The sequence below is a fragment of the Variovorax sp. GW822-FHT04A09 genome, assembly GCF_058801005.1.
In genome coordinates, this window is sequence record NZ_JBXAMV010000002.1 from 554,195 (window position 1) to 577,341 (window position 23,147).

Annotated in this window: 21 protein-coding genes; all 21 read left to right on the forward strand. The window is 70.0% G+C overall.

The genetic code is table 11. The annotated features are described in order from the left end of the window. Positions 1 to 31 precede the first annotated feature (31 nt). The 21 genes from AC1RLW_RS13670 to AC1RLW_RS13770 are packed head-to-tail and all read left to right on the forward strand — an operon-like array spanning position 32 to position 23,136. Entirely contained in the window at positions 32 to 1,345 is a 1,314-nt protein-coding gene (locus AC1RLW_RS13670; protein WP_492680855.1) for an aromatic ring-hydroxylating dioxygenase subunit alpha, read from the forward strand. Next, positions 1,345 to 1,833, forward strand: coding sequence for an aromatic-ring-hydroxylating dioxygenase subunit beta (locus AC1RLW_RS13675; RefSeq protein ID WP_493193458.1), 489 nt, complete (start codon positions 1,345 to 1,347; stop codon positions 1,831 to 1,833). Before AC1RLW_RS13670 ends, AC1RLW_RS13675 begins: the two co-directional genes overlap by 1 nt. Positions 1,834 to 1,840: 7 nt before the next feature. Beyond that, complete coding sequence (locus tag AC1RLW_RS13680) at positions 1,841 to 3,466, forward strand: AMP-binding protein (protein ID WP_493193459.1); 1,626 nt, start codon at positions 1,841 to 1,843, stop codon at positions 3,464 to 3,466. Further along, the gene (locus AC1RLW_RS13685; protein WP_487848927.1) at positions 3,463 to 4,638 is read left to right on the forward strand and encodes a thiolase family protein; all 1,176 of its coding nucleotides are present in this window, start codon (positions 3,463 to 3,465) and stop codon (positions 4,636 to 4,638) included. The genes AC1RLW_RS13680 and AC1RLW_RS13685 overlap by 4 nt, the downstream gene beginning before the upstream one ends. Next, entirely contained in the window at positions 4,635 to 5,888 is a 1,254-nt protein-coding gene (locus tag AC1RLW_RS13690) for an SDR family NAD(P)-dependent oxidoreductase (RefSeq protein ID WP_493193461.1), read from the forward strand. Before AC1RLW_RS13685 ends, AC1RLW_RS13690 begins: the two co-directional genes overlap by 4 nt. Before the next feature lie 16 nt (positions 5,889 to 5,904). After that, a complete protein-coding gene (locus AC1RLW_RS13695) occupies positions 5,905 to 6,720 on the forward strand; it encodes a cyclase family protein (RefSeq protein WP_493193462.1) in 816 nt (271 codons plus the stop codon). Then, the gene (locus AC1RLW_RS13700) at positions 6,717 to 7,451 is read left to right on the forward strand and encodes an SDR family oxidoreductase (protein WP_493193463.1); all 735 of its coding nucleotides are present in this window, start codon (positions 6,717 to 6,719) and stop codon (positions 7,449 to 7,451) included. The genes AC1RLW_RS13695 and AC1RLW_RS13700 overlap by 4 nt, the downstream gene beginning before the upstream one ends. 56 nt (positions 7,452 to 7,507) lie before the next feature. Continuing rightward, entirely contained in the window at positions 7,508 to 8,674 is a 1,167-nt protein-coding gene (locus AC1RLW_RS13705) for an ABC transporter substrate-binding protein (protein ID WP_139701997.1), read from the forward strand. 37 nt (positions 8,675 to 8,711) lie between these two features. Next, positions 8,712 to 11,168, forward strand: coding sequence for a penicillin acylase family protein (locus tag AC1RLW_RS13710; RefSeq protein ID WP_493193464.1), 2,457 nt, complete (start codon positions 8,712 to 8,714; stop codon positions 11,166 to 11,168). 43 nt (positions 11,169 to 11,211) lie between these two features. Beyond that, complete coding sequence (locus AC1RLW_RS13715) at positions 11,212 to 12,354, forward strand: ABC transporter substrate-binding protein (protein ID WP_062474995.1); 1,143 nt, start codon at positions 11,212 to 11,214, stop codon at positions 12,352 to 12,354. A 26-nt stretch (positions 12,355 to 12,380) separates the two neighbouring features. Then, entirely contained in the window at positions 12,381 to 13,700 is a 1,320-nt protein-coding gene (locus tag AC1RLW_RS13720) for an aromatic ring-hydroxylating dioxygenase subunit alpha (RefSeq protein ID WP_493193465.1), read from the forward strand. Beyond that, complete coding sequence (locus AC1RLW_RS13725) at positions 13,697 to 14,161, forward strand: aromatic-ring-hydroxylating dioxygenase subunit beta (protein ID WP_493193466.1); 465 nt, start codon at positions 13,697 to 13,699, stop codon at positions 14,159 to 14,161. The genes AC1RLW_RS13720 and AC1RLW_RS13725 overlap by 4 nt, the downstream gene beginning before the upstream one ends. Before the next feature lie 39 nt (positions 14,162 to 14,200). Further along, complete coding sequence (locus AC1RLW_RS13730) at positions 14,201 to 15,364, forward strand: ABC transporter substrate-binding protein (protein WP_070062348.1); 1,164 nt, start codon at positions 14,201 to 14,203, stop codon at positions 15,362 to 15,364. Positions 15,365 to 15,419: 55 nt separating this feature from the next. After that, positions 15,420 to 16,475, forward strand: coding sequence for a branched-chain amino acid ABC transporter permease (locus tag AC1RLW_RS13735; protein ID WP_070062349.1), 1,056 nt, complete (start codon positions 15,420 to 15,422; stop codon positions 16,473 to 16,475). Next, the gene (locus AC1RLW_RS13740; RefSeq protein WP_095746373.1) at positions 16,472 to 18,259 is read left to right on the forward strand and encodes a branched-chain amino acid ABC transporter ATP-binding protein/permease; all 1,788 of its coding nucleotides are present in this window, start codon (positions 16,472 to 16,474) and stop codon (positions 18,257 to 18,259) included. Before AC1RLW_RS13735 ends, AC1RLW_RS13740 begins: the two co-directional genes overlap by 4 nt. Beyond that, positions 18,256 to 18,987 (forward strand): ABC transporter ATP-binding protein, encoded by a 732-nt coding sequence (locus AC1RLW_RS13745; protein WP_095950531.1) that lies wholly within the window; start codon positions 18,256 to 18,258, stop codon positions 18,985 to 18,987. Before AC1RLW_RS13740 ends, AC1RLW_RS13745 begins: the two co-directional genes overlap by 4 nt. Further along, a complete protein-coding gene (locus AC1RLW_RS13750; protein ID WP_493193468.1) occupies positions 18,977 to 20,566 on the forward strand; it encodes an ATP-dependent acyl-CoA ligase in 1,590 nt (529 codons plus the stop codon). The genes AC1RLW_RS13745 and AC1RLW_RS13750 overlap by 11 nt, the downstream gene beginning before the upstream one ends. Then, on the forward strand, positions 20,563 to 21,312 hold the full coding sequence (locus tag AC1RLW_RS13755) for an SDR family NAD(P)-dependent oxidoreductase (RefSeq protein WP_493193469.1): 750 nt from the start codon (positions 20,563 to 20,565) through the stop codon (positions 21,310 to 21,312). The genes AC1RLW_RS13750 and AC1RLW_RS13755 overlap by 4 nt, the downstream gene beginning before the upstream one ends. 53 nt (positions 21,313 to 21,365) lie before the next feature. After that, entirely contained in the window at positions 21,366 to 22,142 is a 777-nt protein-coding gene (locus AC1RLW_RS13760; protein WP_493193471.1) for an SDR family NAD(P)-dependent oxidoreductase, read from the forward strand. Further along, entirely contained in the window at positions 22,139 to 22,672 is a 534-nt protein-coding gene (locus tag AC1RLW_RS13765) for a MarR family winged helix-turn-helix transcriptional regulator (protein ID WP_062473285.1), read from the forward strand. Before AC1RLW_RS13760 ends, AC1RLW_RS13765 begins: the two co-directional genes overlap by 4 nt. Then, entirely contained in the window at positions 22,669 to 23,136 is a 468-nt protein-coding gene (locus tag AC1RLW_RS13770; RefSeq protein WP_493193472.1) for an acyl-CoA thioesterase, read from the forward strand. The genes AC1RLW_RS13765 and AC1RLW_RS13770 overlap by 4 nt, the downstream gene beginning before the upstream one ends. Positions 23,137 to 23,147: the final 11 nt, after the last annotated feature.

A 23,147-nucleotide genomic window follows, 5' to 3' on the forward strand; every position in this document is an offset into this window, starting at 1 on the left:
AAAAGCCAGCCAGGAAGGAGCCAGGAGAACCATGCCTTCGTACCGAGACAACCCCGATGCCGTTCGCGCGCTCGTGCAGAACGACCGCGTGCACCGCGACCTGTACACCAGCCAGGAGCTCTTCGAGCTGGAGCAGGAGCACTTCTTCGCCAACACCTGGAACTACGTCGGTCACGAAAGCCAGCTGCCGAAGTCGGGCGACTGGATCACCAACGAGATCGCGGGCCGCCCGCTGATCGTCGTGCGCCACAGCGACGGCAGCGTGCGCGTCATGATGAACCGCTGCGCCCACAAGGGCTCGCGCCTGGTGAACGGGCCCTGCGGCAACACCGGCAAGTTCTTTCGCTGCCCGTACCACGCCTGGACCTTCAAGACCGACGGCGCGCCGCTGGCCATTCCGCTGAAGACCGGCTACGAGCACACGCAGCTGCACGAGTGCGAGTCGGGCAAGGGCCTCACCCCGGTGAAGCACGTGCGCAGCCACCGCGGCTTCATCTTCGTGAAGATCAACGATGCGGGTCCCGACTTCGATGAGTACTTCGGCGATTCGCTCAGCTCCATCGACAACATGGCCGACCGCTCGCCCGAGGGCGAACTGGAAATTGCCGGTGGCTGCCTGCGCTTCATGCACCAGTGCAACTGGAAGATGTTCGTCGAGAACCTCAACGACACCATGCACCCCATGGTGGCGCACGAGTCGTCGGCCGGCACCGCCAAGCGCATGTGGGCCGACAAGCCCGAGGACGAACCCAAGCCCATGGCCGTGGAGCAGTTCGTGCCCTTCATGTCCGACTACAAGTTCTTCGAGGACATGGGCATCCGCACCTACGACCACGGCCACAGCTTCACGGGCGTGCACTTCAGCATCCACAGCAAGTACAAGGCGATCCCCGAATACGACGACGCCATGAAGGCGCGCTACGGCGAAGAGAAGACGGCGCAGATTTTGGGCATGGCGCGGCACAACACCGTGTACTACCCGAACCTCACGATCAAGGGCGCGATCCAGGCGATCCGCGTGGTCAAACCGATCTCGGCCGACAAGACCCTCATCGAGAGCTGGACCTTCCGCCTCAAGGGCGCGCCGCCCGAGCTGCTGCAGCGCACCACCATGTACAACCGCCTCATCAACTCGCCGTTCTCGGTGGTGGGCCACGACGACCTGCAGGCCTACCGCGGCATGCAGGCCGGCCTGCATGCCAGCGGCAACGAGTGGGTGAGCCTGCACCGCGACTACGACGCATCGGAGTTGAAGGGCGGCGAGATCACCACGGGCGGCACCAACGAGCTGCCCATGCGCAACCAGTACCGCAGCTGGGTGCAGCGCATGACGGAGACGATGTAATGGCCGCCGCCGATATCACCCGCCAGGACCTCATCGACTTCGTCGTCAACGAAGCGCGCCTGCTCGACACCCGCCGCTACGAGGCGTGGAACGCGCTCTTCACCGACGACGCGTTCTACTGGATTCCGCTCGTGCCCGACCAGGAAGACGGCCTGAACCACACCTCGCACCTGTACGAAGACAAGCTGCTGCGCGAGCTGCGCATCGAGCGCCTGAAGAGCCCGCGCGCGTTCTCGCAGCAGCCCCAAAGCCGCTGCCACCACCTGCTGCAGGTGCCCGTGGTCGAGACCTTCGACACCGAGGCCCGCCGCTTCGTGGTGCGCACCGAGTTCCACTACACCGAATCGCAGGGCGACGAGCTGCAGTTCTACGTCGGCACCTTCTTCCACCACCTCACGGTGCAGGACGGCGCGCTGCGCATGACGCTCAAGCGCGTCGACCTGCTCAACTGCGACGCGGCGCTTCCGGCCGTGCAGCTTTTCATCTGAGGACGCGATGACCCACGCCACCGTCCACCAGGTGTTCGCCGCCACGGCCGCGCGCACCCCGCAGGCCGAATTCCTCTTCACCGAATCGGTGACCGCCGCCGCCTACGGCATCCCCGCCGGCGCCATCCGCTGGGGCGAAGCCGCCGAGCAGATCGAACGACTGCGCACCGCCTACGCACAGGCCGGCTACGGCCACGGCCACCGCGTCGGTCTGCTGCTGGAGAACCGACCCGCCTTCATCTTCCACTGGCTCGCGCTGAACGCGCTGGGCGCGAGCGTGGTGCCGATCAACGCCGAGATGCGCTCGGCCGAGCTGGTCTACCTCATCGGCCACAGCGAGATCGGCCTGGCCGTGACGCTGCCCGAGCGCGCCGCCGACCTGCAGGCCGCCGCCGCGCAGGCCGGCGTGGCCTTCGAGACCATGGGCCCCGACGACGCCGTGCCGCCCGCGAAGACCGCTGCGCCGCGCGCCGGCGAGCCCGTGGGCACCGACACCGAATGCGGCCTGCTCTACACCTCGGGCACCACGGGCCGGCCCAAGGGCTGCATCCTGAGCAACGCGTACTTCCTGCGCGCGGGCGAGTGGTATGCGGCGCTGGACGGCGTGTGCAGCATCCGCCCCGATGCCGAGCGCGTGATCACACCGCTGCCGCTCAACCACATGAACGCGATGGCGTTCTCGACCATGGTCGTGCTCATTGCCGGCGGCTGCCTCGTGCAGCTCGACCGCTTCCATCCGAAGAGCTGGCTGGCCAGCGCGAAGGAAAGCGGCGCGACCATCGTCCACTACCTGGGCGTGATGCCCGCGATGCTGCTGTCGGCCCTCGCGTCGGCGGCCGACCGCGACCACGCGATCCGCTGGGGCTTCGGCGCCGGTGTCGACCGCAAGAACCACGCGCCCTTCGAGGAACGCTTCGGCTTCCCGCTGGTCGAGGCCTGGGCCATGACCGAGACCGGCGCCGCCGCCTGCATCATGGCCAACCGCGAGCCGCGCCTCGTGGGCACCAGCTGCTTCGGACGGCAGGAAGACTTCGTTGAGATCCGCCTCATGGGCGAGGACGGCAGTGACGTGGGCACCGACATGCCCGGCGAACTGCTGGTGCGCTCGGCCGGCGCCGATCCGCGCCGCTACTTCTTCTCCGGCTACCTGAAGGACGAAGAGGCGACGCGCGAAGCCTGGGCCGACGGCTGGTTCCACACCGGCGATCTCGTGCGCCGCGACGCCGACGGCAATTTCTTCTTCGTCGACCGCAAGAAGAACGTGATCCGCCGCAGCGGCGAGAACATCTCGGCCGTCGAGGTCGAGTGCGTGCTCAACCAACACCCGGCCGTGAAGACCTCGGCCGTGGCCGCCACGCCCGACGCGGTGCGCGGCGACGAGGTGCTGGCCTGCATCGTGCTGCGCGACGACAGCGACGCGTCGCAGCGCGAAGCGGTCGCGGCCAGCATCGTCCAGCATGCGCTCGCGCAGCTGGCGTACTACAAGGCGCCGGGCTACGTGGCCTTCGTCGACGCGCTGCCGCTCACACCCTCGCAGAAGATCCAGCGCGGCCAGCTGCGCGAGATGGCGCAGTCGCTGCCGGGCCAGGGCCATTGCATCGACACGCGCTCCATGAAAAAGAGGCAGGCATGACGAAACGCAACCGGCTTTCCTACGAAGGCGTCGCGGTCGCGGTGCCCGTCACCGTGCCCTACGTGCGCTACTCCACGCGCACCGCGCACTGGTTCGTCGGCCAGGCCATCGACGCGCTGGTGCAGGCCAGCGGCGTGGCCAAGGAACAGATCGACGGCCTGTGCCTGAGCAGCTTCTCGCTGGCGCCCGACACGGCCGTGGGCGTCACGCAGCACCTGGGCCTGTCGCCGCGCTGGCTCGACCACATGCCCACCGGCGGCGCCTCGGGCGTGATGTGCCTGCGCCGCGCGGCTCGCGCCGTGCAGGCGGGCGATGCCGACATCGTCGCCTGCGTGGGCGCCGACACCAATCATGTCGATTCCTTCCGCCAGACGCTGGGCAGCTTCAGCAACTTCGCGCGCGATGCGAGCTACCCCTACGGCTCGGGCGGCCCGAACTCGATCTTCGCGTTCATCACCGCCAACTACATGCGCACCTACGGCGCCACGCGCGAAGACTTCGGCCGCATCTGCGTGGACCAGCGCACCAACGCGCTGGGCAACCCCAACGCCATGTTCAAGAAGGGCCTCACGCTCGACGAGTACATGGCCGCGCGGCCGATCTCCGACCCGATCCACCTGTTCGACTGCGTGATGCCCTGCGCCGGCGCCGACGCCTTCCTCGTGATGAGCGAGGAGCGCGCGCGCGACCTGGGCCTGGCGCACGTCGTGATCCGTGGCGCCATCGAGCGCCACAACGCCTACGCCGAAGACCCGGTGATGGTGCAGGGCGGCTGGCGCAAGGACCGCGACGACCTCTATGCGCAGGCCGGCGTGCAGCCCGCCGCGCTCGACTTCGTGCAGACCTACGACGACTACCCCGTCATCGTGATGATGCAGTTCGAAGACCTGGGGTTCTGCGAGAAGGGCGAAGGTTCGGCCTTCGTGCAGGCGAACACCATGACCTTCGACGGCAGCTTTCCGAACAACACCAGCGGCGGCCAGCTCTCGGCCGGGCAGGCCGGTGCGGCGGGTGGCTTCCTCGGCATGGTCGAGGCGATCCGCCAATTGACCGACCAGGCCGGTGCCCGCGCCGTACCCAACGCCCAGCTGGGCCTCGTCGCCGGCTTCGGCATGGTGACCTACGACCGCTGCCTCTGTACGGGTGCGGTCATTCTGGGGAGACCCGCATGACGATGCCGATGATGCGCCCCCCGCGCAAGAACCCGGTGCTGCGCACCCGGCAGATGAACCTGCCTCCCGGCGCGCGCGGCCGTGTCGCGCTCGGCCTCACGGCCGCCGCCGCCGAAGGCCGCTTCGAGCTGCAGACCTGCGAGGACTGCGGCACGGTGCAGTACCCGCCGCGCGAGGTCTGCCACAAGTGCCTGTCGTCGGCGCTGCGCTGGCGCCAGCAGAGCGGCGAGGGCGCGCTGCTCGGCAGCACCACGCTGCACCACAGCAACGACCTGTTCTTTCGCGAGCGGCTGCCCTGGCGGCTGGGCCTGGTGCACCTGGATGCCGGCCCCACGCTCATGGTCCACCTGCACGGCGAGGTCGGCGATGCGCCCACGCGCGTGCGTGTCGGCGCCCGGCTCGACCGCGCCGGCCAGGCCGTCCTCATTGCTTTTCCGACTGAAGGGAGTCCCCACATGGCCGACGACAAGATGCTGCGCGAAATGACCAGCGACCCCAAGTTCCGCAAGGTGCTGGTGACCGACGGCAAGACCGAGACGGGCCAGGCCCTCGTGCGTGCGCTGGTGAAGGCCGGCGCCGACATCGTCTGGGTCGGCCATGCCGAACCGTGGAAGAAGATGGGCGACGGCCTGGACGACATCTCGGCCCTGCCGCAGGTCACGCTCGTGCCGCTGGACCTCACCAACGGCCGCCAGGTGACCGAGCTGGCCGGCTCCATCGGCGGCAAGGTCGACATCGTGATCAACAACGCCGAGGTGCACCGCACCTTCGGCATCGGCGCGCGCCGCGGCACCGACGTGGCCAAGGCCGAGATGGACATCAACTACTTCGGCCTGCTGCGCCTGGCGCAGGAGTTCGGCCCCGCGCTCAAGGGCCGCTCGGCCGACGGCGCGACCGGTGCGACGGCGTGGGTCAACCTGCTGTCGATCTACGCGCTGAGCAACTTCCCGCCGCACGGCACCTTCAGCGCCTCGAAGGCCGCGGCGCATTCGCTCGCGCAGTGCCTGCGCGCCGAGATGCGGCCCGCCGGCATCCGCGTGATCAACGTGTTCCCCGGCCCCATCGACGACGAATGGAACCAGCACACGCCGCCGCCCAAGCTGGCACCCACCACGCTGGCCAACGCCATCGTGAAGGGACTGCGCGACGGCGTGGAAGACGTGTACCCGGGCGACGTGGCGCAGGAGTGGCTGGAGCGCTGGCGCGACAACCCCAAGGTGCTCGAACGCGAACTCGCGGCGGGCGGCTGAGCAGAGGAATCACACGATGACCACGACCACCAACGAATTGATGTCCGCCGTCGAAGTTCTCGGCAGCCTCGTGACCGCCATGGCCAGCGGCCGCATCCGCGTGATCGACCTCACGCAGACGCTCACGCCCGAGTTCCCGCAGATCGCGCTGCCGCCCGAGATGGGCCAGTGCTGGCCCTTCCGCATCGAGGAAGTGTCGAAGTACGACGAGCGCGGCCCGGGCTGGTACTGGAACAACTTCTCCTGTGGCGAGCACACCGGCACGCACTTCGACGCGCCGATCCACTGGATCTCGGGCCGCGACCTGCCGAACAACTCGGTCGACACCATCCCCGTGCAGCACTTCGTCGCACCGGCCTGCGTGATCGACTGCTCGCCGCAGGTGAAGGACGACCCCGACTACCTGCTGACGCTCGAAGACATCGAGGCCTACGAGGCCGCGCACGGCCGCATCCCCAAGGGCGCGTGGGTGCTCATGCGCACCGACTGGTCCAAGCGCAGCGACCCCGAGGCCTACCAGAACTTCGACGAGACCGGCCAGCACACGCCCGGCCCGAGCACCGAGGCCGTGCGCTTCCTGGTCGAGCAGCGCGACGTGCTGGGCTTCGGCTCCGAAGCCATCGGCACCGACGCCGGGCAGGGCTACCACCTGCGCCCGCCGTACCCCTGCCACTACTACATGCACGGCGCGGGCCGCTACGGCCTGCAGTGCCTGAGCAACCTCGACCTGCTGCCAGCATCGGGCGCGGTGCTGATCTGCCCGCCGCTGAAGATCGAGAAGGGCAGCGGCAGCCCGCTGCGCGTGCTGGCCCTGGTGGGAGCCACGGCATGAGCGCCGCCGCCTCCAAGGTCGCGGCCGTCACCGGCGGCAGCGCCGGCATCGGCAAGGCCATCTGCGAAGACCTGCTCGCGCAAGGCTACGAGGTGGTTTCGCTCGCGCGCCGCAAGGCCGAGATCGACCACCCCAAGATGCACAGCCTCGAGGTCGACCTGGCCGACCGCGCCGCCACCGGCCAGGCCGTGCGCGAACTGGTCGAGCGCTTCGCACCGACCACCATCGTCCACAACGCCGGTGTCATCCGCGCCGCGTTGCTGCCCGAGGTGAAGCTCGACGACCTCGATGCGCTGGTCGACCTGCACCTGGGCTGCGCCATCCAGCTCGTGCAGGGCGCACTGCCCGCGATGCGTGCGCAGCGCTTCGGCCGCGTGGTGCTGCTGTCGTCGCGCGCCGCGCTGGGCCTGGCCACGCGCACCAGCTACTCGGCCACCAAGGCCGGCATGTTGGGCATGGCGCGCACCTGGGCGCTGGAGCTCGCGGCCGACGGCATCACGGTGAACGTGGTGGCGCCGGGCCCCATCCGCACCGACATGTTCTACGACGTGGTCGAGGCCGGCAGCGAGAAGGAGCGCGCGCTCGCGGCCTCGGTGCCCGTCAAGCGCCTGGGCGAATCGGCCGACGTGGCACGCGCCGTGCGTTTCTTCGCCGCGCCCGAGAACAGCTTCGTCACCGGCCAGGTCCTCTACGTCTGCGGCGGCACCAGCGTCGGCAGCCTGGCCCTCTAGTTTCATTTCAGCGTCCGTTTCGTTCCGTTCAAAAACATCACCTCTGGAGCATCGCCATGAAAGTCCTGAACCGAATTCGCACCCTCGCGGCCGTCGCCGCGGGCCTCGGCGCGCTGAGCGCCGCCAGCGCGTGGGCCGCCGATCTGAAGGTCGGCTTCATCACCTCGCTGTCGGGGCCGGTGTCGTCGCTGGGCATTCCGTACGAAAAGGGCATGAAGGCCGCGCTCGCCTACAAGGCCGACGTAGGCGGCCGCAAGATCCAGCTGGTGCAGCTCGATGACGCGTCCGACCCCACCACGGCCGCGCGCAACGCACGCAAGATGATCGACGAGGACAAGGTCGACGTCATCATCGGCACGGCCGGTTCGCCCGGCGCGCTGGCCATTGCCGGCGTGGCACGCGAAACCAAGACGCCGCTGATCTCCATCGCCAATGCCAACCTGCCGGGCGAAGAGGGCGCGTGGATGGTCACGCTGCCGCAGCCCGCGCCGCTCATGGTGAGCGCGGTGGTCGAGCGCATGAAGAAGTCGGGGGTGAAGACGGTCGGCTACATCGGTTTCTCCGACGCCTGGGGCGACCTGGTGTACGGCGCGCTGCAAAAGAGCGCCGAGCCGGCCGGCATCAAGATCGTGTCGAACGAGCGCTATGCGCGCGGCGACGCCTCGGTGACCGGGCAGGTGCTCAAGATCGTGGCGCTGCGCCCCGACGCGGTGATCACCGGCACCTCGGGCACGCCCGGCGCGCTGCCGTACCTGGCGCTCTCGGAGCGCGGCTACAAGGGCCAGATCTACGGCATGCACGCGCTCATCAACCCCGACTTCGTGCGCGTGGGCGGTGCGTCGGTCGAAGGCCTGCTGGCCCCCACCGGCCCCGTGATCGTGGCCGAGCAGCTGCCCGCCGACAACCCGATCCGCAAGGTGTCGATGGACTTCCGCGCGGCCTACCAGAAGGCCAACGGCGCACCGCCGACCGACGCCTTCTCGGCCTACACCTTCGATGCATGGCTGGTGTACCTGGACGCCGCCCAGCGCGCGCTGGCCACCAAGGCCGAGCCCGGCACGCCGCAGTTCCGCCTGGCGCTGCGCGACGCCATCGTGAGCACCAAGGAGCTGGTGGGCACGCACAGCGTCTACAACTTCAAGCCGACCGAGCGCTACGGCTCGGACGACCGTTCGCGCGTCGTCGTGAAGCTCGAGAAGGGCCAGTGGAAGCTGGTGCCCTGAACGCCCTCGCGTCGATCCGATGAACGCCGCCCACCCCATGTACCCGCTGCTTCGTTCCCTGCGCCGCCGGCGCGCGACCGGCACCGTGCTGTTCGCCGCCGCGCTGCTGGCCGGCTGCGCCGCGACCGCCCCCGGCGGCAGAGGAGAAGTCACCATCAAGCGCGACCGCTACGGCGTGCCGCACGTCTACGCCAGCGACACGCGCGGCCTGTTCCACGGCTTCGGCTATGCCGTCGCCGAAGACCGGCTCTACCAGCTGGAGATGGCGCGGCGCTCGGGCAACGGCAGCGTGGCCGAGGTGCTGGGGGCCGAGTTCGTCGCGACCGACAAGGCCACGCGCGCCAACATCGATCCGGTGTCGATCCGCCGCCAGATCGATGCGCTGAACGCAGACGACCGCGCCATGTTCGAAGGCTATGCCGCGGGCGTCAACGCGCGCATCCGCGACGTGCTGGCCGACCGCGCGAAGTTGATGCCGCGCGAGTTCATCGACAACGGCTTCGAGCCCGCGCCCTGGACCGCGGACGACGTGGCCATGGTCTGGATCGGCCTGATCCTCAACCGCTTCTTCGCGGGCACGGCGGAGGTCGCGAACCTCTCGCTGCTCAACCAGCTCAAGGCCGCGCGCGGCGACGTGGCCGGCCTGCAGCTGTACGAGCAGCTGCGCTGGCTCGAAGACCCGACCGCGCCGACCATCGTGCCGCGCGGCAACGCGAACCGGCTGGCGAGCGCCGAGCCCGGCGATGCCGCGCTCGCGCCGGTCTCCACGCAGGCCGCCGCCGACTTCCGCGCCACGCAGGTCGCCCGCATGGGCCTGGCTGCCACCGAAGGCATGCCGACCGCCAGCAACGCCTGGGTGCTCGGCCCCTCGCGCACCAAGGAAGGCGTGGCCGTTCTGTACAACGGCCCGCAGCAGGGCTTCAACAACCCGTCGTTCGTGCACGGCATCGGCCTGCACGGCGCGGGCTACGACCTCACGGGCCTCACGCCCATCGGCTTGCTGCCCGTGCTGTTCGGCACCAACGGCACCATCGCCTGGGGATCGACGGTGGGCTCGCTCGACACCAACGACATCTACCAGGAAGAACTGAACCCGGCCAACCGCCACGAATACAGGTACGACGGCGCCTACCGGCCGATGACCCGGCGCACCGACGTGATCCGCGTGAAGGGCGCCGCGCCGCAGAGCGTGGACATCTACGCCACGGTGCACGGCTTCGTGCAGAGCTGGGACGTGGACAACGCCCGCGCCTACACCGCGCGCAGCACCTGGCAGGGCCGCGAGGTCGAGACCATGCTCGGCTGGGCGCGTGCCGCGCGAGCGCGCGACTGGTCGGGCTTTCTTGCGCAGGGCGAGCGCGTGGCCGCGTCCATCACCTGGTTCTATGCCGACGTGGCGGGCAACATCGGCGCCGTGGGCCTGGGCCGCATGCCGCGCCGCCCGGCCACGCAGGACATCCGCTTTCCCGCGCGCGGCGACGGCAGCATGGAGTGGCAGGGCAGCCTGCCGTTCAGCGCCAACCCGCGCGCCTACAACCCCGCGCAGGGCTACCTCGCGAGCTGGAACAACCAGATCGCCGAAGGCCTGCGCGCGGACGGCGCGAACTTCTCGCACGTCGACCGCGTGGCCGAAATCCATGCGCAGCTGCAGGGCACGGCCAAGCTGGGCGCCGACGAGGTCTGGCGCGTGAGCCAGGGCGCGGCATTGGCCGACCTGAACGCGCGCTACTTCGTGCCCCTCATCGTCGACGCGGCGAAGGGCCTGCCGGCCGGCGACCCCGCGCGCCGCGCGGCCGACCTGCTCGCGAACTGGGACCTGAAGAACCGCGTCGCCCCGGGCGGCGAGGTGTACGACAACCGCGCCACCACCGTGCTGCGCGCGTGGCTGGGTGCGATGTCGCGGCGCCTGCTGGCCGACGAGCTGCCGCCGGCCGTGTTCGCCACCTACGCCAACCTCGGCTACCCCACGCTCACGCCGCGCGGCTCGCCGGGCAGCGCCCAGCCCGCGGCCGTGGCCAAGCTGCTGTGGAACGCGCTGAGCGGCCCGGCCTCGGGCGTGCCGCAGCGCCAGGACTTCTTCAACGGGCAGGACCCGCGCACGATGGTGCGCGCCGCGCTGACCGATGCGGTGGGCGAACTGCGCACCCGCCTCGGGCCCGACATGGCCGCGTGGACCACGCCCGTGGTCCGGCACCGCTTCTCGCGCATCAACGCCATCGGCGTGCCGTGGGCCGGTGCGGGCGACGAGCCCGAGGTCAGCCCCTACATGAACCGCGGCACGCTCAACTACCGCGTCGTGCTGCGCCCGGGCGCGCTCGACATGTGCTCGGTCGCCGCGCCGGGGCAGAGCGGCTTCGTGAGCCCGGCCGGCGTGCGCGACCGCCACTACGCCGACCAGTTGGCGCTGTTCGAGCGCTTCGAATGCAAGCCGGAGCGGCTCACGCCCGCGCAGGTCGATGCCGACCTCGAATCGCGCCGCACCTTGCGCTACTGACCCGTCCCTCGTTCCCATTCCAACCCCCGAAGAGGAAGCTCCCATGAAGAAAATCTCCCGCCTTGGCCTCGCGCTGCTGGCCGCCTTCACCGCCGTCGGTGCGGCGGCGGCAGACCTCAAGATCGGCTTCATCAGCTCGCTCTCGGGGCCGGTCGCGGCGCTGGGCGTGCCCTACGAGAAGGGCATCCGCGCGGCCATCGCCGAGCGGCCCGAGATCGGCGGGCGCAAGGTGCAGCTCATCGTGCTCGACGATGCGTCCGACCCGACCACCGCCGGGCGCAACGCGCGCAAGCTGGTGACGGAAGACAAGGTCGACGTGCTCATCGGCACCTCGGGCGTGCCGGGCGCGATGGCCATCGCCTCGGTGGCGCGCGAGCTCAACACGCCGCTCATCTCGCCCACGCCCGTGACCATTCCGGGCGCGGACGGCGCATGGACCGTCACCGTGTCGCAGCCGTTCCCGCTCATGGTGGCGGGCGTGGTCGAGCGCATGCAGAAGTCGGGTGTGAAGACGGTGGCCTTCATCGGCTTCTCCGACGCGCTGGGCGACCTGGCCTACGACTCGCTCGTGAAGAGCGCCGCCACCGCCGGCATCAAGGTGGTGGCCAACGAGCGCTATGCGCGCAGCGATTCGTCGGTGGCCGGGCAGATCCTGAAGATCGTCGCGGCGCGGCCCGACGCCGTGTTCGCGGGCAACTCCGGCACGCCGGGCGCGCTGCCCTACCTGGCACTGGCCGAGCGCGGCTACAAGGGCAAGATCTACGGCACGCACGGCCTCATCAACGCCGACTTCGTGCGCGTGGGCGGCACGGCCATCGACGGCCTGCAGGTGCCCAGCGGCCCGGTGCTGGTGGCCGACCAGCTGCCCGAGAGCAATCCCATCAAGAAGGTCGCGATGGGCTTTCGCGCTGCGTACCAGAAGGCGAACGGCGCGGTGCCCACCGATGCGTTCTCGTCGTACACCTACGACGCCTACCTGCTGCTGGCCGACGCGGCCTCGCGCACCAAGGGCGAGCCCGGCACGCCGCAGTACCGCACGGCGCTGCGCGATGCCATCGTGGGCACGAAGGAGCTGGTGGGCACGCACGGCATCTACACCTTCAAGCCCGACGACCGCTACGGCTCGGACCAGCGCGGCGTGGTCATCGTGCAGATGAACAAGGGCCAGTGGAAGCTGGTCCCCTGACCTCGGTCTAACCGAAGCCCACCGCCATGACCGCCTACCGCAACCGCCCCGATCTCGTCGCGGCGCTGGTCCGCGACGACCGGGTGCACCGCGACCTGTACCTCAGCGACGAATTGTTCGCGCTGGAGCAGGAGCGCCTGTTCGCCCGCACCTGGGTCTTCCTGGGCCATGCCAGCCAGGTGCCGGCGGCGGGCGATTTCGTCACGCAGGAGATCGCGGGCCGCCCGCTGCTCATGGTGCGCCAGCCCGACGGCGCGGTGCACGTCATGTACAACCGCTGCGCCCACAAGGGCACGCAGCTGGTGACCGACGAGAGCGGTAACACCGGCCGCTTCTTTCGCTGCCCGTACCACGCGTGGACCTACAAGCTCGACGGCGCGCCATTGGGCCTGCCGCTGAAGAACGGCTACGAGGGCACGCAGCTCAAGGCCTGCGAGTCGGGGCAGGGGCTGTCGGTGGTGAAGCACGTGAAGGTGTACCGCGACTTCGTGTTCGTGCGGTTGTCGGACACGGGCCCGTCGTTCGAGGACTACTTCGGCGAGGTGCTGGGCGCCCTCGACAACATGGTCGACCGCTCGCCCGAGGGCAGGCTCACGGTGGGCGGCGGCGTGCTGCGCAACATCGTCCATTGCAACTGGAAGATGTACCTGGAGAACATCAACGACACGGTGCACCCGATGTCGACGCACGAGTCGGCCACCAAGGCCGCCGAGGCGCTGTGGGAAGGGCATGCGCCCACCGACCCCAAGCCGATGGCGATGGAGCAGATCCTGCCCTTCGGCTCGGGCTACGAGTTCTTCGACCAGATGGGCGGGCGCGTGTTCGCCAACGGCCACAGCGTGCTGGGCGTGAACTTCAGCATCCATTCCAACTACGCGCAGCTGCCCGAGTACGAGGCCGCGATGCAGGCCGCGCACGGCGTAGAGCGCGCCGCCGACATCCTGCAGCGCTCGCCGCAGAACTCGGTGCTGTACCCGAGCCTGTCGGTCAAGGGCTCGCCGCAGGCCATCCGCGTGATCCGCCCGCTGGCGGCCGACCGCACGCTCATCGAGGCCTGGAGCTTCCGCGCGGCCGGTACGCCCGCGCTCTTGTTCGAGCGCGCCATGAGCTACAACCGGCTCGTGTTCTCGCCCATGTCGGTGGTGGCGCACGACGACGTGCACCTGTTCGAGAGCATCCAGAAGGGCCTGCGTGCCGGCGGCAACGAATGGATCAGCCTGCACCGCAACCACGACCCGGCCGAGACGCAGCAGGCCACGGTGACCACCAATGGCACCAACGAGCTGCTCATGCGCAACCAGTTCCGCGCCTGGGCCCGGGCCATGACGCCGGAGGCTGCGGCATGAACGATCCGCGCGACTTCATCGCCCACGAAGCGGCCCTGCTCGACGCGCGCCGCTTCGACGACTGGCTGGCCCTGTTCGCCGACGACGGCCACTACTGGGTGCCGCTGCTCGGCGCGGCGCAGGCCGATCCGTTCTCGCACAACTCGCTGGCCTACGAAGACCGGCTGCTGCTGCAGCTGCGCGTGGAGCGGCTGAAGAACCCGCGCGCGCATTCGCAGCACCCGGCCAGCCACAGCCAGCATGTGCTGCAGCCCTCGCGCATCGAGGAAGAGGGCGCCGACGACGTGCGCCTGCGCACGCCCTTTCTCTACATCGAGGCGCGCGGCGACGACCAGTTGCTGCTGAGCGGCACTGCTCGCCACCACCTCGTCCGCACCCCCACGGGCTGGTCCATCCGCGAGAAGCGCATCGACCTGCTCAACGCCACGCGCGCCTTGCCCGCGATCCAGTTGTTCATCTGAGTTACCTGTCCTTCTAACCATCCTCACTGGAGCTACGACATGAAGAACCTGATGCAGACCTTGACGCGCGGTGCCCTCGCCGCGGCGCTGACCGCCTGTGGTGTGGCGAGCGCACTGGCGGCCGACCTCAAGGTCGGACTCAGCGTGTCGCTGTCGGGGCCCAACTCCTCGCTGGGCGTGCCGTACGCCAAGGGCATGCAGGCTGCGCTGGCCTACAAGGGCGAGGTCAACGGCCGCAAGATCCAGCTCGTGGTGCTGGACGACGGCTCCGACCCGACCACGGCCGGGCGCAACGCGCGCAAGCTCATCGAGGACGAAAAGGTCGACGTGCTCATGGGCACCTCGGGCGTGCCGTCGGCCATCGCGATGGCGCAGGTGGGCAAGGAGGCGAAGACGCCGATGATCGGCCTCACGCCCATCCTGCTCGACCCCAACGAGAACCCGTGGGTGATGACGGTGGCGCAGCCCACGCAGCTCATGATCGACGCGGTGGTCGAGCGCATGAAGCGCAACAACGTCAAGACCGTGGGCTACATCGGCTTTTCCGACGCCTGGGGCGACCTGGTGTACGAGGCCCTCATGAAGGCCGCGCCGGGCGCCGGCATCAAGGTGGTGAGCAACGAGCGCTACGCACGCGCCGACGCTTCGGTGACCGGCCAGGTGCTGAAGATCGTGGCGCTGCGCCCCGACGCGGTGATGACCGGCGGCGCCGGCACGCCGGGCGCGCTGCCGTTCCTGGCGCTGCAGGAGCGCGGCTTCAAGGGCGGCGTGTACGGCCAGCACGGCCTGATCAACCCCGACTTCGTGCGCGTGGTCGGCGCGGCCGGCCAGAACGCGCTGATGCCCACGGGCCCGGTGATCGTCGCCGAGCAGCTGCCGGCCGACTACCCGACCAAGAAGATCGCGACCGACTTCCGCGCCGTGTTCCAGAAGGTCAACAACGCACCCACCAGCGACGCCTTCTCGGCCTACTCGTTCGACGGCTGGCTGGTGTTCGCCGACGCCGCTTCGCGTGCCATGAAGAAGGCCGAGCCGGGCACGCCCGAGTTCCGCGTGGCGCTGCGCGACGCCATCTTCAGCACCAAGGAAGTGGTCGGCACGCACGGCGTCTACACCTTCAAGCCCGGCAGCCTGTACGGCGTGGACGAGCGCGCCCGCGTGATCGTCAAGCTCGACAACGGCCAGTGGAAGCTCGCCCCTTGAATCTCCTGTTTTCCTTCACGACAACGACAACGATGACTCCGACAGAGGTTTTTCTATGAACTGGGACGTGGCGCTGATCCTCGTCACCGACGGCCTGGCCAACGGTGCCGTCTATCTGCTCGCCGGCCTCGGGCTGGTGCTGATCTTCTCGGTCACGCGGGTGGTGTTCGTGCCGTTCGGCGACATCGCGGCCTTTGCCGCCCTGTCGCTGGCGGCCTTCGAAACCGGCCGCGTGCCGCCGACCATCGGCATGGTCGCGGTGCTGGCCGCGCTGGCGCTGGCCACCGAAATCGGCAGCCTGCTGCGGCGCGGCGAGGCCGCACGCATACCGAAGGCGGTGCTGATGTGGGGCGTGCTGCCCGCCATTCCGTGCGTGCTCGCCTGGCTGGCGGCGCGGCCCGGCGTGCCGGTGGCCGTGCACATCGCGGTGGCGGTGCTGCTGGTGGTGCCCATCGCGCCGCTGCTGGCGCGCGTGGTGTTCCAGCCGATCGCCGATGCCTCGGTGCTGGTGCTGCTGATCGTGTCGCTCGCGCTGCACTTCCTGCTCTCGGGCCTGGGCCTGCTGTTCTTCGGGCCGGAAGGCTCGCGCACCACGCCGCTCACGAGCGCGGTGTTCACGCTGGGCGACGGCTTCACGGTCAGCGGCCAGGTGGTGCTGATGGTGGGGGCGGCCGTGGTGCTGAGCGGGCTGTTCTTCCTGGTGTTCGAGCGCACGGTGGCCGGCAAGGCGCTGCGCGCCACGGCCGTGAACCGCGTGGGCGCGCGGCTGGTCGGCATCCGGCCGGTGCGCACGGCGCTGCTGGCCTACGGCTGCGCCTCGCTGCTGGCGGGGCTCATCGGCGTGCTGATCGCGCCGGTGACCACCATGTACTACGACTCGGGTTTCATCATCGGCCTGAAGGCTTTCGTGGCCGCGATCATCGGCGGGCTCGTGAGCTACCCGATGACGGCCATCGGCGCGCTGGCGGTCGGCGTGGTCGAGAGCTTCGCGTCGTTCTGGAGCGGCGCGCTCAAAGACGTGATCGTGTTCAGCCTGCTGATCCCGGTGCTCATGCTGCGCTCCTTCATGGCGGCCCATTCGGAAGAGGAAGAAGACGAGGTGGACCAATGAACGGCAACACCAAACGCATGGCGTGGATCGCGGGCGTGATCGTCGTGCTGGCCCTGGTGCCGGCCGTGGCGGGCAGCTTCACGGTTTCGCTGCTGAACGACATCGGCATCGGCGCGCTGGTGGCACTGGGCCTCGTGCTGCTCACCGGCGTGGGCGGCGCCACCTCGTTCGGCCAGGCGGCCTTCGTGGGCATCGCGGCCTACGCCACGGCGTGGCTCACCACCGCGCAGGGCCTGTCGCCGTGGCTGGGGCTCTTGTTCGCGCTGCTGCTCACGGGCCTGTCGGCGCTGGCGATCGGCATGCTCACCTTGCGGCTGGGCGGGCACTTCCTGCCGCTGAGCACCATCGCCTGGGGGCTGTCGATCGCGATGCTGTTCGGCAACGTCGATGCGCTCGGGCGCCACACGGGCCTGTCGAACATCCCGGCGCTGCAGATCGGCGGCTGGTCGCTGGCCGATCCGCGCGCGATGTACTACCTGATCTGGGTGGTGGTCGGGCTGGCCTGCCTGTTCAGCCACAACCTGCTGCAGTCGCGCCCCGGCCGCGCGATTCGCGGGCTGCGCGGCGGCGCCACGCTGCTGGCCAGCGTGGGGGCGGATGCGTACCGCGTGCGGCTGTCGCTGTTCGTCACGGCCGCGCTGTTCGCGGGGCTGGCGGGCTGGCTCTATGCGCACATGAACCGCTTCGTGAGCCCGTCGCCCTTCGACGTGCGCGCCAGCATCGAGTACCTGCTGATGGCCGTGGCCGGCGGGCTCGGGCAGCTGGCGGGCGCGCTGGTGGGTGCGGCGCTGGTGCTGGTGCTGAAGAACGGCCTGCAGGACGTGCTGCCGATGCTCACGCAGCGCGCGGGCCAGCTGGAGGCCGTGGCCTTCGCGGCGCTGTTCATCCTGCTGCTGCACTTTGCGCGCGGCGGCGTGATGGGCCTGCTGCGGCGCTGGACGCGCCGGCGCGCCGCGCCGCAGGGCGCCTCGCGCTACACCGGTGCGCCGGTCGAGCCGCTGCCGCACCGGCAGCTGCCGGCGCGCGGCACGCAGGTGCTGTCGGTCAACGGCGCGGTGAAGCGCTTCGGCGGGCTGGTGGCGGTGAACGACGTGAGCTTCGACGTCAAGGCGGGCGAGATCATCGGCCTCATCGGGCCCAACGGCGCGGGCAAGTCGACCATGTTCAACCTGCTGACCTGCACGCTGCCGATGAGCGCGGGCCAGGTGCGCTTTCTCGAGCACGACATCGCCGGCATGCCGCAGCGCGCGGTGGCGCGGCTCGGGCTGGCGCGCACCTTCCAGCACGTGAAGCTGCGCCCGCACATGAGCCTGCTGGACAACGTGGCGCTGGGCGCGCACTCGCGCACGCGCTCGGGCATCCTGAAGGCGGGCCTGCGGCTGGACCGCACGGAAGAAAGCCAGATCCTGCAGGAGGCGCAGCGCCAGCTCGACCGCATCGGCCTGGGCGACCGCGCGCACGAGCTCGCGGGCAGCCTGCCGCTGGGCACGCAACGCATTCTGGAGATTGCGCGTGCGCTCGCTGCCGACCCCGTGCTGCTGGTGCTCGACGAGCCCGCGGCCGGCCTGCGCCGCAAGGAAAAGATGGCCTTGGGCGACCTGCTGCGCAAGCTGCGCGAGGAGGGCGTGACCATCCTGATCGTTGAACACGACATGGACTTCGTGATGAAACTGGTGGACCGTTTGGTGGTGATGAACTTCGGCTCCAAGCTCGTGGAGGGCGTGCCGTCGGCGGTGCGCGCCGACGAGCGTGTGCAGGCGGCTTACCTGGGGAGCGTTGTATGACCGCGATGCTGGAGATCGGTGATCTGCACGTGTCTTACGGGCAGGTGGAGGCCGTGCGCGGCGTGTCGCTCGACGTGCAGCGGGGCCAGATCATCTCGGTGATCGGCCCCAACGGCGCGGGCAAGACCACGCTGCTGGCTGCGGCCATGGGCCTGCTGCCGTGCAAGGGCACGCTGCGCTTCGAAGGTGAAGACCTGCAGGGGCTCGATGTGGAGTCGCGCGTGGAGCGCGGGCTGTGCCTCGTGCCCGAGCGGCGCGAGCTGTTCGGCGAACTCACCGTACTCGACAACCTGCAGCTGGGCGCCTACGCCAAGCGGCTGCGCGGCGATGCGATGAAGCGGCAGCTGCAATCGGTGTACGACCGCTTCCCACGCCTGGCCGAGCGCCGCGCGCAACGCGCCGACACGCTCTCGGGCGGCGAGCGGCAGATGCTGGCCGTGGGCCGCGCGCTCATGTCGGCGCCGCGCCTGTTGATGCTCGACGAGCCCAGCCTGGGCCTGGCGCCGCTGATCGTGCGCGACATCCTCACCATCGTGCGCAAGCTGCGCGACGACGGCGTGTCGATCCTGCTGGTGGAGCAGAACGCGCGCGCCGCGCTCGAAAGCTCGGACGAAGGCTATGTGCTGGAGACCGGCGAGATCGCACTGTCGGGTGCTTCCGGTGACCTCGCCAGCGACCCGCGCGTGCAGGCCACCTACCTCGGCGGAGGCACGCACGATGACGAGTGACCCGCGCGCGGTGCCGCCGGCGCAGCGCACGCTGCCCGCCATGCTGCAGCGGCAGGCGGCGCTGTTCGGCGGCCGACCGCTGCTGCGCATCGCGGGCCGGCAATGGACGCACGCCGACGCGGCCGATGCGGCGGCCACGCGCGCCGGTGCGCTCGCGCAGCACGGCGTGGCGCGCGGCGACCGCATCGCCGTCATGTGCGGCAACCGCATCGAGTTCCTCGACACTTTTCTCGGTGCGGGCTGGCTCGGCGCGTCGGTCGTGCCGGTCAACACGGCGTCGATGGGGCCGCAGATCGAATACTTCCTCGCGAACAGCGAGGCAAAGCTGTTGGTGATCGAGGCAGGCTTTCTCGATCGGTTGGCGACGGCCGACCTGGCCCGCACGGCGCTGCGCGAGGTGTGGGTGGTCGGCGAGGCCGAAACGCCGTGGACGCCGCCCGCCGGCGTGCGCGTGTCGGCCTACCCGCCGGGCGCGCAGGCCCTGCCGCCCGCCACGGTGCAGCCGGGCGACCCGCTCGCCATCCTCTACACCTCGGGCACCACGGGCCCGGCCAAGGGCGTCATCTGCCCGCAGGCGCAGTACTTCTGGTGGGGCGTGAACAGCGCCGAGGTGCTCGGCGTCGGCCGCGACGACGTGCTGTGCACCACGCTGCCGCTGTTTCACATCAACGCGCTCAACACCTTCGCGCAGGCCGCGCTCACCGGGGCCGAGGTGGTGTTCGAGTCGCGCTTCTCCGCCTCGGGCTTCTGGCCGGCGATGCGCGCCAACGGCGCGACCGTGGTCTACCTGCTCGGCGCGATGGTGCCCATCCTGCTGGCCCAGCCCGAAGGCGAGGGCGAGCGCAACCACCGCGTGCGCACCGGCCTCGGGCCCGGCGTGCCCGCCGCGGCGGGGCAGGCCTTCAAGGCGCGCACGGGCGTGGCGCTGCTCGAAGGCTACGGCTCGACCGAAACCAACTTCGCCATTGCCACCGCGCCCGATTCGCCGCGCGGCGGCGTCATGGGCTGGCTGCGCCCCGGCTTCCAGGCCTGCGTGGCCGACGAAGACGACGTGCCGCTGCCACCCGGCGAGGCCGGCGAACTGCTGCTGCGCGCCGACGAGCCCTATGCCTTTGCCAGCGGCTACTTCCACATGCCCGAGAAGACCGTCGAGGCCTGGCGCAACCTGTGGTTCCACACCGGCGACCGCGTGGTGCGCGATGCCGACGGCGCGTTCCGCTTTGTCGACCGCATCAAGGACGCGATCCGCCGGCGCGGCGAGAACATCTCGTCCTTCGAGGTCGAGCAGGTGCTGCTGAGCCACCCCGGCGTGGCCTCGTGCGCCGTGTACCCCGTGCGCTCCGAGCTGGCCGAAGACGAGGTGATGGCCGCGCTGGTGGCGCGCGAGGGCGTGGCCATCGACCCGGCCGAGCTGGCGCGCTTCTGCGAAGGCCGCCTGCCGTACTTCGCGGTGCCGCGCTACATCGACCTCTTGCCCGACCTGCCGCGCACCGAGAACGGCAAGGTGCAGAAGTTCAAGCTGCGCGAGCGCGGCGTGGGGCCGCAGACCTGGGACGGTCGGCCCGCCAAAGCCGGATGACGCACGCCACCGCGCTTCCACTGGCAGGGCGCGTGGCCTTCGTGACCGGCGCGGGGCAGGGGCTGGGTGCGGCCATCGCGCGCGGGCTGGCACAGGCCGGTGCGCGCGTGGCGGTGGCGGACATCGACGAAGCCAATGCCCAGGCCGTTGCCGCCGAGGTGAACGGCCTCGCGCTGCCACTCGACGTACGCGATGAGCAGTGCTTCAGCGACCGCTTCGCGCAGGCCGTGGCGCACTTCGGCGCCGTCGACATCCTGGTCAACAACGCGGCGCGCACGCCGACCACCTCGCTGTGGGACATCACGCCCGCCGAGTGGGACGACGTGCTCGCCATCAACCTGCGCGGCAGCTTCTTCGGCTGCCGCATCGCGGGAAGGCACATGCGCGAACGCGGTGCGGGTCGCATCGTCAACCTGGCCTCGCTGGCCGGGCAGCAGGTCAGCAGCGCCACCGGCGTGCACTACGCGGCCAGCAAGGCCGGCCTGCTGGCGCTGACGCGTGCCTTTGCGCAGGAACTGGCGCCGCACGGCGTGACCGTGAACGCGCTGGCCCCCGCCGTCATCGACAGCCCCGCGCTCGCCGCGCTGTCACCCGAGCGGCAGCAGGCGCTGAAGGCCGGTATCCCGCTGGGCCGCTTCGGGCTGGCCGACGAGGTGGCGGCCGCCGTCGTCTACCTGGCCTCGCCGGCCGCGGCCTTCATGACGGGCGCGACGCTGGACCTCAACGGCGGCCGTTTCATGCGGTAGCACCCTGCTGGTGCGCAAATGGCTAAAATGATTCAGAACTAAACCATTCAGGTATGCACACAAATTCGCTCACTGGCCGTCATGCCCTCGTCACCGGCGCCGCTCGCGGCATTGGCGCAGAGATCGCCCGCACCCTTGCCGCCCAGGGCGCTGTGCTGACCTTGCTGGGCCGCGACGCGCAGGCCCTGCAACGCGTGGCCGAGACCCTGGCGGGCAGCGGCCACGGCGTGGTGGCGGCCGACGTGGCCGACCCGCAGGCCGTGCAGTCGGCCTTTGCGCAGGCGCGGGCCGAACGCGGGGCGGTGACCGTGCTGGTCAACAACGCGGGCGCCGCCGAGAGCGCGCCGTTCCTGAAGACCTCGGTCGAGCTGTGGCAGCGCATGCTGTCGGTCAACCTCACCGGCAGCTTCCTGTGCGCACAGGCCGCGCTGCCCGACATGCTCGACGCCGGCTGGGGCCGCATCGTCAACATCGCCAGCACCGCGGGCCAGAAGGGCTACGCCTACGTGTCGGCCTACACCGCCGCCAAGCACGGCGTGATCGGCCTCACGCGCGCGCTGGCACTCGAGGTGGCGCGCAAGGGCATCACCGTGAACGCCGTGTGCCCGGGCTACACCGACACCGACATCCTGCGCAACAGCGTCGCCAACGTGGTCGGCAAGACCGGCCGCAGCGAAGCCGATGCGCTGGCCGAGTTCTCCAGCGTGAACCCGCAAAAGCGCATCGTGCAGCCCGCCGAAGTGGCCGACACCGTGCGCTGGCTGTGCGGCGAGGGCGCCGCATCGGTCACGGGCCAGTCGATCTCCGTTTCCGGAGGAGAAGTCACATGAGTCGCAACGATGCCTCCCACGCCGTGCTGAGCGACGCCGAAGAACTCGGCCACGAAGCCCGCGCCGGCCATGAAGACCACGCCATGCTCAAGCTGTGGCTGCGCATGCTCGCGAGCACCACGCAGATCGAGGCCGAGATCCGGCGCCGGCTGCGCGAGCGCTTCGGCATCTCGCTGGCGCGCTTCGACTACATGGCGCAGCTGTACCGCTACGAAGACGGCCTGAAGATGCGCGTGCTCTCGCGCTACCTGATGGTGACCGGCGGCAACGTCACAGGCCTGACCGACGAACTCGAGCGCGAAGGCATGGTGGCGCGAGCGCCCAGCCCCGACGACCGCCGCGCCTGGATCGTGAGCCTCACGCCCGAAGGCCGCAATGCCTTCGAAGCCATGGCCACCGAGCACGAGCAGTGGATCCTCGAGATGTTCTCGGGTCTGGACATGAAGACCGTCAAGCAGATGCACAACCAGCTCGGGTTGCTGCGCGTGCACGTGATGCGCGGCGACGGCGCGGTCGAGGACCGCGCATGAGCGGCGAGGGCGGTGGTGTGGAGTTCCAGCGCCCGCGCCTGATCCGCTTCTCCGACTGCGACCCGGCGGGCATCGTCTTCTATCCGCAGTACTTCGTGATGCTCAACGGCCTGGTCGAAGACTGGGTGAGCGAGGGGCTCGGCGTGGGCTACCACGCACTGATCGGCGAGCGCCGCGTCGGCCTGCCGACTGTGAAGCTCGACGCCGACTTCCGCGCCGTGAGCCGCATGGGCGACCGCGTGATGCTCGGCCTGTCGGTCGCGCAACTGGGTTCGCGCTCGATCACGCTGTCGCTGCGTTGCTTCGAGCCCACCTCGGGCGAAGTGCGCATGCAGGTGCGGCAGGTGCTGGTGACGACCTCGCTCGACACCCACCGCGCCATCGCCGTGCCGGACGACATGCGCGGGGCCATCCTGCGCGATGCGCCGGCGCTGGCTGCTGCCGAGCCCGCTGGCAAGGCCTGAAGGCCTGAGCA

Excerpts from the sequence above, each read along its gene's own strand:
- AC1RLW_RS13705 (WP_139701997.1), top strand. The coding sequence starts at position 7,508 with ATGAAAGTCCTGAACCGAATTCGCACCCTCGCGGCCGTCGCCGCGGGC.
- AC1RLW_RS13770 (WP_493193472.1), top strand. The coding sequence starts at position 22,669 with ATGAGCGGCGAGGGCGGTGGTGTGGAGTTCCAGCGCCCGCGCCTGATC.
- AC1RLW_RS13725 (WP_493193466.1), top strand. The coding sequence starts at position 13,697 with ATGAACGATCCGCGCGACTTCATCGCCCACGAAGCGGCCCTGCTCGAC.
- AC1RLW_RS13670 (WP_492680855.1), top strand. The coding sequence starts at position 32 with ATGCCTTCGTACCGAGACAACCCCGATGCCGTTCGCGCGCTCGTGCAG.
- AC1RLW_RS13715 (WP_062474995.1), top strand. The coding sequence starts at position 11,212 with ATGAAGAAAATCTCCCGCCTTGGCCTCGCGCTGCTGGCCGCCTTCACC.
- AC1RLW_RS13690 (WP_493193461.1), top strand. The coding sequence starts at position 4,635 with ATGACGATGCCGATGATGCGCCCCCCGCGCAAGAACCCGGTGCTGCGC.
- AC1RLW_RS13680 (WP_493193459.1), top strand. The coding sequence starts at position 1,841 with ATGACCCACGCCACCGTCCACCAGGTGTTCGCCGCCACGGCCGCGCGC.
- AC1RLW_RS13760 (WP_493193471.1), top strand. The coding sequence starts at position 21,366 with ATGCACACAAATTCGCTCACTGGCCGTCATGCCCTCGTCACCGGCGCC.
- AC1RLW_RS13685 (WP_487848927.1), top strand. The coding sequence starts at position 3,463 with ATGACGAAACGCAACCGGCTTTCCTACGAAGGCGTCGCGGTCGCGGTG.
- AC1RLW_RS13735 (WP_070062349.1), top strand. The coding sequence starts at position 15,420 with ATGAACTGGGACGTGGCGCTGATCCTCGTCACCGACGGCCTGGCCAAC.
- AC1RLW_RS13740 (WP_095746373.1), top strand. The coding sequence starts at position 16,472 with ATGAACGGCAACACCAAACGCATGGCGTGGATCGCGGGCGTGATCGTC.
- AC1RLW_RS13730 (WP_070062348.1), top strand. The coding sequence starts at position 14,201 with ATGAAGAACCTGATGCAGACCTTGACGCGCGGTGCCCTCGCCGCGGCG.
- AC1RLW_RS13695 (WP_493193462.1), top strand. The coding sequence starts at position 5,905 with ATGACCACGACCACCAACGAATTGATGTCCGCCGTCGAAGTTCTCGGC.
- AC1RLW_RS13710 (WP_493193464.1), top strand. The coding sequence starts at position 8,712 with ATGTACCCGCTGCTTCGTTCCCTGCGCCGCCGGCGCGCGACCGGCACC.
- AC1RLW_RS13755 (WP_493193469.1), top strand. The coding sequence starts at position 20,563 with ATGACGCACGCCACCGCGCTTCCACTGGCAGGGCGCGTGGCCTTCGTG.
- AC1RLW_RS13750 (WP_493193468.1), top strand. The coding sequence starts at position 18,977 with ATGACGAGTGACCCGCGCGCGGTGCCGCCGGCGCAGCGCACGCTGCCC.
- AC1RLW_RS13700 (WP_493193463.1), top strand. The coding sequence starts at position 6,717 with ATGAGCGCCGCCGCCTCCAAGGTCGCGGCCGTCACCGGCGGCAGCGCC.
- AC1RLW_RS13720 (WP_493193465.1), top strand. The coding sequence starts at position 12,381 with ATGACCGCCTACCGCAACCGCCCCGATCTCGTCGCGGCGCTGGTCCGC.
- AC1RLW_RS13765 (WP_062473285.1), top strand. The coding sequence starts at position 22,139 with ATGAGTCGCAACGATGCCTCCCACGCCGTGCTGAGCGACGCCGAAGAA.
- AC1RLW_RS13675 (WP_493193458.1), top strand. The coding sequence starts at position 1,345 with ATGGCCGCCGCCGATATCACCCGCCAGGACCTCATCGACTTCGTCGTC.
- AC1RLW_RS13745 (WP_095950531.1), top strand. The coding sequence starts at position 18,256 with ATGACCGCGATGCTGGAGATCGGTGATCTGCACGTGTCTTACGGGCAG.